The organism is Sediminibacillus massiliensis, assembly GCF_900156915.1.
In the GTDB taxonomy this organism is placed as follows: domain Bacteria; phylum Bacillota; class Bacilli; order Bacillales; family Amphibacillaceae; genus Sediminibacillus_A; species Sediminibacillus_A massiliensis.
This window is the reverse complement of record NZ_LT732535.1, coordinates 3,688,261-3,701,959: the sequence shown is the minus strand read 5'-3', so window position 1 is coordinate 3,701,959 and position 13,699 is coordinate 3,688,261. Positions and strand designations below refer to the sequence as shown.

At 42.8% G+C, this 13,699-nt stretch carries 9 protein-coding genes; 3 read left to right on the top strand and 6 right to left on the bottom strand.

Annotated elements, in window-relative coordinates; genetic code table 11:
- Positions 1–9: 9 nt before the first annotated feature.
- The 5 genes from CZ434_RS19050 to CZ434_RS19030 all read right to left on the bottom strand — a co-directional run bounded on the left by CZ434_RS19050 (position 10) and on the right by CZ434_RS19030 (position 7,001).
- Positions 10–1,572 (bottom strand): response regulator transcription factor, encoded by a 1,563-nt coding sequence (locus CZ434_RS19050; RefSeq protein ID WP_179107319.1) that lies wholly within the window; start codon positions 1,570–1,572, stop codon positions 10–12.
- The gene (locus CZ434_RS19045; RefSeq protein WP_077625264.1) at positions 1,547–3,319 is read right to left on the bottom strand and encodes a cache domain-containing sensor histidine kinase; all 1,773 of its coding nucleotides are present in this window, start codon (positions 3,317–3,319) and stop codon (positions 1,547–1,549) included. Before CZ434_RS19045 ends, CZ434_RS19050 begins: the two co-directional genes overlap by 26 nt.
- A 214-nt stretch (positions 3,320–3,533) precedes the next feature.
- Complete coding sequence (locus CZ434_RS19040; RefSeq protein ID WP_077624568.1) at positions 3,534–3,878, bottom strand: hypothetical protein; 345 nt, start codon at positions 3,876–3,878, stop codon at positions 3,534–3,536.
- A 63-nt stretch (positions 3,879–3,941) separates the two neighbouring features.
- Positions 3,942–5,480, bottom strand: coding sequence for a tagaturonate reductase (locus CZ434_RS19035; protein WP_077624567.1), 1,539 nt, complete (start codon positions 5,478–5,480; stop codon positions 3,942–3,944).
- 21 nt (positions 5,481–5,501) lie between these two features.
- The gene (locus tag CZ434_RS19030; protein ID WP_077624566.1) at positions 5,502–7,001 is read right to left on the bottom strand and encodes a UxaA family hydrolase; all 1,500 of its coding nucleotides are present in this window, start codon (positions 6,999–7,001) and stop codon (positions 5,502–5,504) included.
- A gap of 217 nt (positions 7,002–7,218) precedes the next feature.
- Here CZ434_RS19030 and CZ434_RS19025 point away from each other — a divergent pair, with 217 nt between their 5' ends.
- Positions 7,219–8,214 carry a LacI family DNA-binding transcriptional regulator gene (locus tag CZ434_RS19025; RefSeq protein WP_077624565.1) on the top strand — a complete coding sequence of 332 codons (996 nt, stop codon included), beginning with the start codon at positions 7,219–7,221 and terminating at the stop codon, positions 8,212–8,214.
- Between the two features lie 38 nt (positions 8,215–8,252).
- The gene (locus tag CZ434_RS19020) at positions 8,253–9,611 is read left to right on the top strand and encodes a hypothetical protein (RefSeq protein WP_077624564.1); all 1,359 of its coding nucleotides are present in this window, start codon (positions 8,253–8,255) and stop codon (positions 9,609–9,611) included.
- Here the strand turns inward: CZ434_RS19020 and CZ434_RS19015 are convergent.
- A complete protein-coding gene (locus CZ434_RS19015) occupies positions 9,606–10,433 on the bottom strand; it encodes an amidohydrolase family protein (protein ID WP_179107318.1) in 828 nt (275 codons plus the stop codon). The genes CZ434_RS19020 and CZ434_RS19015 overlap by 6 nt on opposite strands.
- 449 nt (positions 10,434–10,882) lie before the next feature.
- Here CZ434_RS19015 and CZ434_RS19010 point away from each other — a divergent pair, with 449 nt between their 5' ends.
- On the top strand, positions 10,883–13,432 hold the full coding sequence (locus CZ434_RS19010; RefSeq protein WP_077624562.1) for a rhamnogalacturonan lyase: 2,550 nt from the start codon (positions 10,883–10,885) through the stop codon (positions 13,430–13,432).
- The last annotated feature ends 267 nt before the right edge of the window (positions 13,433–13,699 follow it).

Below are 13,699 nucleotides of genomic sequence, written 5' to 3'. Positions count from 1 at the left end.
CCGCATGGTTTAATTCGCCTTAATCAAATCGGTCGGGGTACATCCTGTTCTCTTTTTAAAAATCTGGCTGAAATACTGCGGGTTGTTGCCGAAACCGAGCCTCTCAGCAAGTTCGAAAACTTTGACATCAACTTCCTGCTCAATTATTTCGACTGCTTTATCGATTCTTCTATTTGTGACATAACTGGAGAACTTTGTACCAACTTCTTTTTTAAACAATTTACCGAGATAATCGGTATTCATGTATAAAGCCTCTTTTGCGACCCATTGCAGAGACAAATCGGGATTTTCTAAGTTTTCATGAATGACGTCGATCATCCTGGCAACAACCGCTGAGTATTTTAATTGTTGTGCAGCTGCTTCCAAAGAATTGCCTTTGACTAAAGCTTCTTCTAAAACCGTATGAAAAGAAGATAAAGTCTCCAATCCTTCCAGTTTGCGAATTTCTTTGACATGCTCTTCTCCAATCGAAGGGGAATTCACTTTGGCAATCATTATATATAACTGAATCAAATAAGACTTGGCAAGTGCAGGTTTTAATTGAAGCTTTCTGATTTTCTCGATGGTTTTCTTCAGTTCCTGCCGCGCTTCCGATTGATGGCCTGCTCTCAATTGAAGAATAATGCGCTCCATATCATATTCATACAGCTCACTGTCATTACTTCCCAGATAAGCAAGCTCCCCTGCTGAAATGACACTTCCCTTTCCCTTATAGAAGCGGGCCACCAGGCTGTCTGTCATATTCAAAAAATGGAAGTGCAGCTGCTTCACGTCCACCTTTCCACTAATAACAGCAGTCAACATAGATTGATAGCGTTCTCCAAACGTATCTTGGACCGTATTTATCAAAGCAATCAAGTCATGGTATGTAATATCTTTTACACTTACTAGAATAATCAAGTCTGCACCTAAAATAGTCGACGCCAACACGGTTTTACTGCCTAGTCTGTCGGCCGTCAGATCTTTTGCTAATTCTAGATTCGCCATTTGTTCCTTATTTTCCAGACGGAACAACAACAACCGCAAGGAGCTATTAGCAAAAGAATCACCTGAGATTCTTTCAAAGAAGTATTCCCGTTTCTCCTCTGGAAGAGTGCTGTTTGTCAGCACTTCTTTGAACAACATTTCCTTTTCCCCATCGACCGCCATGCTTGCCCTTGTCTCAATATCTTTCAAATAAAGACTTTCTTCCTGTTGACTGTCAAGGTCATCTACGAGCTCTTTCAGCGCTTCGGTTATGACTTCTTCATTGCAAGGTTTCAATAAGTAGTGTTTCACTCCGTAACGCATTGCCTTTTGAGCGTATTCGAACTCGTTGTAGCCAGACAAAAAAATCCATTTAATCTCCGGAAATTCCTCACTGCTTTTCTCGATCAGCTCCATACCGTCCAGCCCGGGCATGGTTATGTCACTGATAACTATATCGGGCTGATTTTCTTTGATGAAATCCAGTGCTTCAATGCCATTTCTGGCTTTTCCCGACAAAGCGGTGCCTTGTGACTCCCAATCTACTATGGAGGAGATTCCTTCTAAAATCATTCGTTCGTCATCTACCAGCAGCACTTTGTACATAATCCGTACCTCCCTCATTCGGAATAACTATATCCACCTTCGTACCTCTATTTTTCTCGCTTTGTACCTCTACTCCATACGGCGGGCCAAATAATATCTTCAGGCGTTCATCAATGTTCTTCAGTCCGATGCCTGTTCCTTGTGATTCATAATGTCCGCTGGCAATCTTTTCTACTAATTCCCCTTCCATGCCGGGACCATTATCTTCGACGGAAATAACAACATACTGACCAACCGTTTTGGCTTCGATTGTAATTGTGCAAGTACCGACCATTTGTTGTAGTCCATAACGGATAGCGTTCTCTACCAAAGGCTGGAGACTGAATCTCGGCACCCTGCATAACAAAAGGCTGTCAGGGACAGTTTCACGAAACGCCAGCCTCTCTTCAAATCTGTATGATTGGATTGTAATGTAATGATTAATAATCTTCAGCTCTTCTTTAAGGGTGATTAAGGAATTGTTCGTATCAAGCGAGGACCGGAGGATATAACCGAGCGACTCAGCCATCTTGGAAATTTCTTTGTTACCACCCATTTTTGCAGCCCAGTTGATGGATTCCAGCGTATTATACAGGAAGTGAGGATTGATTTGGGCCTGGAGCGTTTTATATTCTGAATCCTTGATCACAATCTGTTTTTTGTAGTTTTCTTCTATCAGATAATTGATCTGATTCATCATTTTATGGAAGTTTTCGTGCATATGACCTGCTTCATCGTTGGAAAGTCTCAAGTCATTCTCTTCACTATAATATTGGTTGATTTCGCCTGTTTGAACTCGCTTCATTTTCCTGTTGAGACTTTCAATCGGACCTGTCACTCCGCCAATAAATTGCATACCAGCAATCATCAAAAGGATAAACAATAACGCATAGGTTGTGAGCACGGCTTTTCTTACAGAAGAGACAGCCTCAAATAAGTTGCTGTACGGAGAAACAATCATATAAGTCCAATTGGAGTAAGCAGCCGGGGTAAATGTAGCGAAAAAGCTGTCCCCTTTATAATCAAGCAGATTATAGCCGTCCCGACCTTCAATATTGTCGACCATATACTGATCAACTGCTGTTGTCTCTTGTGGATAAATGATTTCCTTGTCGGAATTGAAGACAAGTAATTTCGCACCTTTGTCGTTCAGACTGCTGGAAAAGGAAGATATAATTTCGTCCATGTTGAACCGGACCGCAATCATTCCCAACCTTTCAAAGGTAAGATTCAGGTAAGATCTTATCTCCCTTGCCGCTATAAACGAATCATCTGTCTCACCGGGGAAAAACCATTCCACCCCGCCTTGGGCCTCATTTGTTTGCTGCTTTAACATCGCCAGACGTTTATCTTCTATTGTAATGACCCGATTCCCTGCGCCATAGTCTTTATCATGCACATCATAAAGTTGAAGAGAGTCGACATATTTGTTCAATGCCCCTATTTCTAGTAATCTACTTCTTAATTCATCACTGATGATATAAGATTCGTAGTCATTTTCGCTTTTTTTCATGCTGTATAAGTAGGACTGGATGTACTGATCTGTAGAAACTTGATAGGATAGCCTTTCCATTTTTTCCAACTCATTTTCAATGGATGTGGAAGAGACTCTGAGGGATTGGGCTGACTGTTGATGAATTTCTTCATTATATACATGAAAAGCGTATTGCAAGATAGACAGGCCGCCGATACTGAATAGCAATAGGATCAGTGAAATCAACAAAAACATTTTATATTTGATACGAAGATTCGAATAAAACATTTTCATCTTCTTCAAGTTAACCCCTCCAAGGGTGCATTCCTATACCTTTTCAGGAAATCAATTATGTAATGAATAAATTTGAACATCCGCTTTGAAAGCGTTTTATTATGTTGATTATAGTCTTTAGCTGTTTCCTAGTCAAACATCCTTCCTGGTCAACGGAACAGGCAGAACCCCCCTCTTGCCTCAGAGGGGGGGTTCTGCCTGTATGAATTGAGTGTTAGTTGAAGGTAGACTCGTCGATATAGCTTCCAGTTTCCCGCAGGACATTCAGCGCTTTCTCATAGTCTTCTTCTTCTACTTCGAAATGAATCAGATGGGTCAAGGACTTGGGGTCTGCTTCTTTTTTCTTGTTATCCATTTGAGTGGGTGCGACCGGTGGGACGCCTGTCGTGGTGCTCGCTGCCATATCTCCTGAACCCATAAAAGGTACGAGCAGCTTTGTATCTGTTCCGTCCGGTATCTCTTCGATTAGTATTTGATTGGTGTTCAAAGTATTCAGTTTAGCACGCGCAGACTCTGCATCATTTTCGCTTTTGTAATACGCTTCCACATGTTCTGCCATTGCTTCTCAACCTTTCCTTGTTCGTTTACTTATATGTTCCCCCATTCGGAAAAAACAAACAACTTACAGCTTACTTTTTTCCTCCTGCAATACGGTTTGCAATGCTTCCCTCATGCCATTTCTTAGGATGGAATGAAGATGAATCGAGGTTCTTTTCTTTATACCGTTTAAATCAGCAAGATTTCTTCCCCAAATTTCTTTATCCGATAATATGTCTGCGACTAACTGTTCGCTCGCTTCAGCAGTTCCGTCATGATGTTTCCAAGCCTCTTCAAGCCGTTCCATTGTCTGTTCTCTGTCTCTGATTGGATAATGTTTCCCCATACGCTCACCAGCCCCTGTACCGTTTTCTACGTGGACTGGCTGAAAATAGGAAAGGAGCGATGCAAGGGAAAAAGTCATGAACATCGGTGCCCCGTTTCCTTTTTCCTGCCAATCAAGCATAAATGGCAGTACACGGGATTTAAATTTCGAAATTCCATTCAATCCGATATCTGTCAGTTTATGGGCAATAAAAGGGTTGCGAAAGCGATCCATGACTGTTTCTGCAAATTCGTTTTTTTCTGACTCAGGAAATGATAGCAGTGGATTTATTTCCTCATAAATCGCCTTCCGCACGAATTGGCTCAGCTGTTCGTCTTCCATCAATTCACGAACCGTGTCGACACCGGCCAAATAGCCTGTGGAGAAGATCATGGTATGCGGTGCATTCAAGAGACTGACTTTCAGTTTCCTGTAAGTTGCTGGATCAGCCCACTCTACATTTAGACCAGCCTCTTTAAATGGAAGCAGTTCCTTCTTGTCAGTTCCCGGATCGATGACAAACAAATGATATAATTCCCCCACAACAAGCAGTTTATCTTCATATCCCAAGATTTGCTCGTAATCTTTACTCTTATCCGCTGGATAGCCTGGGACGATCCGATCGACCAATGTATTGCAGAATCGATTGGCTTCATCGACCCACTCCTTGAATTCTTCCGGGAGCTTCCAGTCATCGGCTTTTCTAAGGACGAGCTCTTTCAATAAGTCACCGTTATCCTCAACAAGCTCACAAGGGATGATTGTCAGGCCCTTTTTCAAGTCGCCGGCGAAATGCTGAAAACGTTCGTATAAAAATGCTGCCAGTTTTCCTGGAAAAGAAACAGGAGAAACATCACGCTCGTATTCTTCCTTTTCATAAACCAATCCAGCTTCTGTTGTATTGGAAAATACAAATTCCACATCCTGCGCTGTCGCCAGTTCGAGGACCTGTTCCCAGTTTTCATATGGATTGATTCCCCTGCTTATCGAAGAAATCAGCTCATATTTTTCCACTTGTTCTCCTTGGTCAATTCCTTGTTGGATCAAAGTATAAAGTCCGTCCTGTTCATTTAACTTCGGAACTACCTTTCCATGGGGGGTCGGCTGAATCGCAACTACCCGGCCCTGAAAGATGCCCCGCTTATTCATTTCATGGATCATCCAGTCAACAAATCCACGTAAAAAGTTTCCCTCACCAAATTGGACGACTCGTTCAGGGTAAGCTCCCTGATCATAATAGACGACCTTATCGGGAGAAGTTTCGGTTTGCGAAAAAAGTTGCTTGTTTAATGTTTTCATGACATCCTCCCTCCTTTCTGATTAAAGAATGACTCCGTCCTTGAAAATAGCGATTTCTTTAAAGCCGAATTCTTCATTCTTTGTTTCTATTTCACCAGACGCCAGTTTCAATACGTAATCAAAAAGTTCATCTGTCAGTACCTGTTTGTCCTTTCCAGTAACCAGTTCCCCTGCATTGAAGTCAATCCAGTTTTTCTTTTTCTCGTATAACGCTGTATTCGTGGATATTTTCACGGTCGGAACCGGTCCGCCAAACGGTGTTCCCCTGCCTGTAGTGAACAAGACGATATGGGCACCGGAAGCTGCTAATGATGTTACGGAGACTAAATCGTTTCCTGGTCCCTGTAGTAAATTCAGCCCTTGTTCTGTTACCACACCGCCATATGGAAGGACATCGACCACTTCTGCAAATCCGCCTTTCTGCACACAGCCGAGTGATTTTTCTTCGAGCGTGGATATGCCGCCGTCTTTGTTTCCGGGAGAAGGATTTTCATACACTACTTGATCGTGCTTGATAAAATAGTTTTTGAAATCATTGATAAGCTGTTCAATTTTTGTAAAAACTTGAACATCCTTGGCACGCTCCATCAATAGTTGTTCTGCCCCGAACATTTCAGGTACCTCTGTCAGAATAGTCGTTCCTCCACTCGCAATGACTTTGTCAGAAAAAGAACCGACGAGTGGATTCGCCGTTATTCCAGATAAACCGTCAGATCCGCCGCATTTCAAACCGACCTTCAATTTAGACACCGGAACAGGCTGTCGTGTAAAAGTAGTTGCGTAATCAATCAAATCACCAATCAGATCCACACCGGCTTCCAGTTCATCGCTCACCTCCTGTGAGGCCAGGAATTTGATTCTGTCGTCATCGTAATCACCCAATACTTGTTTAAAAGACTTGATATGGTTATTTTCACAACCGAGCCCCAATACAAGCACTCCTCCGGCATTCGGGTGGTTAGCGAGATTGCGGAGAACCTTCTGGGTATTGGCCAGATCGTCGCCAAGCTGTGAACAACCGAATGGGTGTGGATAATGGTGGATACCGTCAATTTCAGCACCAGCATATGTTTTTTCTGCTAACTTCACAATCTGCTCAGCAACTTTGTTTATGCATCCCACTGTATTGATTACCCATATTTCGTTACGGATTCCAACTTCCCCATTTTTCCTGACGTATCCTTGGAAGGTTCTTTGTCGATCTTCAACAGGCAGCGCTTCTTTCTTGGGCTTATAATCGTAAGTCATTGTTCCTTCCAGTTTCGTCCTGACATTATGCGTATGAACCCATTCGCCGACATTAATCTTTCTTCTCGCTTTTCCGATCGGATGTCCGTATTTGACTACGTCTTCTCCATCTTCGATTGTCCGCAAAGCGACCTTGTGCCCTGATGGTATATCCGCTTCCAAAGTGAACTCTACCTCTTCGTGGGAGAGCACCTCCCCTTTTTGGAAGTCTTTCAGTACAACCAATACGTTATCTTTTTGATTGATTTGCATAACATTTCTCGTCTTCAGCATAATACGTCTCTCCCTTTAAACAAATTCCCCTTCGGCAAGACAGCGCTTTCAATTAGTTGCAAAAATAACAACGTTGTTATTTAATATACTATACTATAACTCTAAGCAAAGCAATTATATATCTCGTACTATTTTCACAGAATTGGACGTTTGTCCATGGCCGGGACAGTCGTCCTATTTTATGATACATTTAAAAGAAAAATCAGTGGTGATTGAGATGAATGTAACAATTAAAGATATTGCCGCAGCAGCGGGTGTAAGTTATTCTACCGTTTCCAAAGCACTGAACGACAGCCCGCTTGTTAAGCCGGACACTAAAAATAAAATAGTAAAACTAGCAAAAGAATTAGGTTACAGGCCAAATTTCGCCGCCCAGCGCCTTGTTTCCAAACAGACAAAAACAATCGGTCTTGTCTGGCCATCGATCGACCGTGTTGCTTTATCCATGCTGGTGTCAAAGATCAATGAAAAAATCTCCCATACTACGTACTCTATCTTACTATCAATCAATGATGTTAAGTCTGCGTTGGAAATGTTCCAACGGTTTCAAGTAGACGGGCTTATCGTGTTTGAGGAAGACGATGCATCTTCACAGGAAATTGGAGGCACTCATCTTCCGGTGGTTTCCTACGGCACATCGACTGAATCTTATCCAGTCATAACTCCCGGCTATAAAGAATCCATGGAGCTTGCTGTTAACTACTTGAACAAAATGGGACATAGACAGATTGCTTTAATTGGAGATTTCACTCATGACAACAGGCAAATGCAAAAACGCGAGGGATTCAGAGCAGCAATGGAGAAAGCTGGATTAAAAGTCACCCCTGATCAACTTATCCATACAAACGGCCTCCATTGGTATGATGGATACAGTGCTGCTGTACAGCTGCTTGACTTCCCGGAACGGCCCACTGCATTGATTGGTAGCAGTTATGAAATCAGCAGCGGTGTCGTCAGGGCTGTCCGCGAGAAAAATTTATCTATTCCAAAAGATCTTTCTGTCATAAGCTATGATCATATTCCACAAATGGCCAATCTGGAAGTGCCGTTGACCAGTGTCGGGATTCCTATCGATACGCTTGCAAAAGCGATCGTTGACACTGTGATTGTTCTGATAGAAAAAGGTGAAACAGATACAGTCGAATTTCAACCAGCACCGGAGATTATGGAAAGAGCCTCATGTTCTTATCCCCGGTACTCTATTCCCGAATAATAGTTACATTGCTTTTCAATGATCCAGGAGGAGTTCTTATGACAAGGATTATATTGTATTCCATGCTTATTATTAGTTATTACACGAGCTTGTTCCTGGATTCCAGAGAACTAACTTATTTCAGCGGAATATTAGCTGTTATCGCCCTCTGTTATTCTTTTCCGAAAGCACAGAAAATCTATAAAGTAATGGGGATCTTTTTCAGTTTGACCGGCTTGTTCTTATACATCGGCCAAGGGAAGAGTATCCTGAAACTGCCGGAGTTCACCACCTCCACTGTGACACTCTTATCTGTCATGTTCGTGCTTCCGTTTATCAGCAGCGCAGTGATTGTCGGCAGATATGATCGCAATGTAAACAAGCTCCTTAAAGAAAAAGCTGCCAACCTCGGCCAGTTGTACACCAGAACCTCTGTCGTCAGTTTCTTGTTGGGGTCTTTTTTGAACATCGCCACCTTGCCTCTGGTGCAATCGGTAGCCGCCAAGAATCTTCGAGACAAATCGAAAGACTTGAAAGATAAATTTATCAGCCAATCTTTATTAAGAGGGTATGCGTTCAGTCTTTCTTGCAGTCCTATTGAACTTTTAATCGTGTTAAGTGTCGACATCACAAGTACCAGTTACATATCGATATTGCCATTGCTCCTATTGTTCGTGGGTGTCATGTTTGGGATAAATCTCCTTTTTGCCAGGAATTATCAAACTTTCGAGTTAGACACAGCAGCCGAAACAAATCAATCCCCACTCACAAAACGAGTGGTCTCCAAAATTGTTGCGCTGATTGTCTACCTGATTTTGTTCATCTCTGTCATAGTCACCGTCAATCACTTTGCAGATTTGGGATTTCTGGAAATCGTAACGATCGTCATTGTCCCGTATTCCTTTTTATGGGCATTATCGATCAGAAGAATCAAATCTTTCCTGCTATACAGCGTACCTCGCTGGAAAGCAAACACCATTTCACTGAGTAATTTTATGGCATTGTTCTTGTCGGTAGGATTCTTCCTTAGCGTCATAAACGATTCCTTCTTAATCGAGTATATCCACTATCCGTTTGAAGTCCTGACTTCGAGTCCTTTTCTTTTGTTTGTTTTTATCCAGATCCTTTTCCTGGGGCTTGCTATGGTTGGATTCCATCCACTCGTGACGATCAGCATTCTCGGCGGGGTGCTTACCCCTTTTCTTGGGACCATCAATCCGATTAGCATCGCACTTGTGTTAATTACCTCTGGGTTGTCGACTGTAATGGCCGGCCCCTTTAATATTTCTGTATCGTTAACCGGCAGTCTGCTGGCCAGAAACCCATATCGCATCTCTTACTGGAACCTTTTATTTGCCTTTATATTCAGCAGTGCCGGAACTCTGTTAGCGACGATTGTACAAGTCATTCGGTTATAGTTTTACATTCAGTTTATAAAAGTGGATGGCATTTCCGCTATATAGTGCGGTTTTTTCTACGGAAGTGAGCCTGTCCGCAATCAATTCTTCCACTAGATCGATAACTTCCTGATGAGTCGCAGAACGCAGACAGACCGGCCAATCACTTCCGAACATCACACGCTCTTTTCCAAACACTTCGATCACAACATCTGCAAACGGCTGGATTTCTGGAGCAGACCATGGGGCGTCAGTAACTTCCGGTACCATGCCGGAAAGTTTGCACCTCATATTAGGATATGAGGCGATTATTTTCATTTCAGCTGCCCATGGTTCCAGCAATCCTTCTTTTATCGGCGGCTTTGCGAGGTGGTCAATCACTGCGCGTAAATGCGGAACTTCCTGCAACAGTTGGATTACGAATTTCAGGTGCCGAGGATTTGCCTGCAGATCCAAGGGAAATTGTTTATCTGCTAAAAGCTTCATATTACGGATAACCTTTTCCCCCACAATCCATTCTGAGGGCAGGTCCTGAATCATCGGACGAACCCCTACAAATTTGGGATGCTGACGAAAATACTCCAGTCGTTCCGCAAAATTTTCCGCTGCCATATCAAGCCAGCCGACAACCCCTGCAATCGTATCTTCTTTTTCAGTCAGATTGAGGAGGAACTCGTTGTCCTGCTCGGAAGGAGAAGCTTGTACAGCAATCGTCTTTTCAATCCCTGCTGACTCTAACAATGGTTTTAATTGTTTGGGCAGATATTCTATACTCCTGCTTCCTTTTACCGGTTCTTTACTTTTCTCCGCAGTCCAATAATGCTGATGGGAATCTACTTTCATTCTCTCTACCATCCCTTCTAACTACTTCAGATTTATAGAATTTCATTAGTCAATATTATTATGACATGATAGCGCTTTCCGATTAAATTATAAACTCTTCTTTTTTTATATAGGTCCATCACCCTTTTTACGACACCCAGCCTAATACTATATAATTAGTAATTCGACAAGAAGATAACTGGAATAATTAGTGCATTTTAACCCTTTTCCCGAATATAATTGACAGTTGTCAAAAATCCTTATATTATGAAAACGATTACAATAACAACGTTGTTATTGTAGTAATTCAGCCTCATCAAGACATCACTCTTCTTTTTTCCTTCATCAGGAACAACATTCTTTTTTGAATAAGAACACAAGAAACATTCTCCGTTGTAATTTTATATGCCAATTGTTGAAAAAGCAGTAGAATCAGCTTCTCTGTTTTTTTCATAAAAAATTGTAAAAGGATGGTGATCTTTTTGATAAAACCCTCGATCGCTAAAAAAGGTACAATCGCATTTTTAGCTTTGTCTTTGGTTTTTTCAGGTATGGGAACGACGGCTTATGCTAAAGGCAAAGAACAGGGTAGTCAACACGACATTCAACTTGAATACTTGGACAGAGGATTGATTGCCGCCCCTACCTCTGATGGGAACTTTCTAAGCTGGCGGCTGCTTGCCAGTGAAGTAACTGGTTATTCAGAAACGGGTATGACCGGGGTCGACTTTCATGTCTACAGAGATGGTGAAAAAATCGCGACTGTATCAGACAGCACAAATTATTTGGATACGTTTGGAACTGCCAATTCTACATATCATGTCGGTGTAGTGAAAGACGGTAAGGAAGTTGACCAAAGTTATACCGTGAGTGCCTGGAAGGACGACCATTATGATATTCCCTTGCAAAAACCGGAAGATGGCGTCACACCAGCCGGAGAGTCCTATTCTTACACAGCCAATGATATGAGTGTCGGGGATGTGGATGGCGACGGTGAATATGAATATATCGTCCAATGGGAGCCTACGAATTCCAAAGACGTCTCACAGGTCGGTTATACAGGAAATACGTATATTGATACTTACGAACTTGATGGCACCCTTTTGCATCGAATCGATTTAGGTGTCAATATACGGGCAGGAGCGCATTACACTCAATTTCAAGTCTATGATTTTGATGGTGACGGCAAAGCAGAAATAATGTTCAAAACAGCACCGGGCACGAAAACAATTAAGTATGATGAGAAAGGAAATGTCGTTACAGAAGAGTACATCACCATGCCTAAACAGGACATCAAGGCTGGATACAGTAATGAAGATGACTACCGTATGAGCAGTAAGGATTATTATAACCACCTTGTCGAAATGTTTATGAATTGGCATGAGCATGAAGAGGTTGTTAATGGTGACTGGCCATCTACATTAGAAGAAAGTTTCGGTATCGAACCCCGCTATGACTATCCATTGTCGAGAGAGGATGCCCAAAGCCTCGCTGACTATTTTATCGATGAATACGCTCCAAGTAGAAGCAGCCGAAACGACTTGCGCAATTTTGAAGGATTTATTTTAGAAGGTCCCGAATATCTATCCATCTTTAACGGCGAAACTGGAGAAGAATTGGACACAATTCCCTTTGACCCGGCTCGTCATGATGATGGTTTAATGTGGGGGGATTATGCCATGTCGCGTATCGAACCTGGCAATCGTGTTGATCGTTTTCTTGCCGGTGTTGCATACCTTGACGGTAAAAATCCTTATGCAGTCTTCTCTCGCGGGTATTATACAAGAGCTGTGATTTCGACATACAGCTGGGACGGCGAAAATCTAAAGGAGTATTGGAAAGCGGACAGCGGTTGGACACCGATGGATAATCCTTTCAATGACGGACCTCATGGAACACCAGGGGACAATGAGGAATATGCATCGTTGACGACCCAAGGCGCCCACTCTTTGGCCTCAGCCGATGTGGACGGCGACGGAAAACATGAGATCGTTTACGGTTCCTCCACACTTGACCATGACGGTTCCCTGCTTTATAGTTCTGCTGATGTTATGCCAGAAGAAAGTGCTGCTCCTGGAACAACAGCCGGTCTGGGACACGGGGATGCCATGCATGTTACCGATATCGATCCAAACAGACCTGGTCAGGAAATTTTCATGGTCCATGAAGGCGGCGCTTGGGCACCATATGGCTATGCTCTTCGCGATGCAGCTACAGGAGAAGTCATTTATGGAGATTATACTGGAAGAGATACTGGCCGCGGTATGGTAGGAGACATTGATCCCGACCATGATGGCCTGGAAACATGGGCTACGGGTTTATTTACAGCAGACGGCGAAAAAATCAGTAACGCCCGTCCCGGAACAAATATGAATATAAAGTGGGCAGCCGATATGACTACGCAAATCATCGACGGTTCTGGGAATAATACCCCTGTCATAAACGATTGGCAGGATGGCCGAGTATTAACCGCCGAAGGAACAAGAACAAATAACGGTACCAAAGGTAATCCAAGCCTTGTCGCAGATATCTTCGGTGACTGGAGGGAGGAATTGCTGCTTAGAACTGCCGATAATTCAGCTATCAGAATCTATCTCAGTACCGAGGTCACTGATCGGAAACTTTACACTTTAATGCACGATACCCAGTATCGGACCGGGATAGCCTGGCAGAATACAGCCTATAACCAGCCTGCATACACCAGCTTCTATCTTGGCTCTGATATTGACTGGTCGAATGTGCCGATTCCTGATGTTTCTATGCCAGCCCTTTTACCTGTCCTGCAGGAGAAAGTGAAAGCGTATAATGCAAGTGGTGATTTGACAGGTCCACTGGCCAAACAGTTATCAAACACGATAAAGCAGGCTGTCCATCATGCCAACAAAGAATCCAAAAAACAAACGGATAAGTTCCTGAACAAATTCTTTTCACAACTAAATAAAAACGATAAAAACTCCCATATAAGTACAGAAGCAAAGCAAGATTTGACATACCATGTGGAAATGGTGGCGAATCCATAGAAAAATTGAATATTATTGAGGAGGGTTCCTGCTGGCTTAACGGGCGTTAAACATGATGTTTGGACTTGGCCGGAAGAATGCCGGTTATCGCGAGCAGGAACCCGGCCCCTTACTAAGCATGGAACTGTTGTGGAAAACGGACAGTTCTTTTCTTTTAACTCTTTTCGCACACTTTTTGTGGCACGTACTCTCTTTATAGATGGTTTTGTTGGAACTAATAATAGCGGTCCCAGGTGTTTTCAATTGGACAACTATTGTCCTAACAAT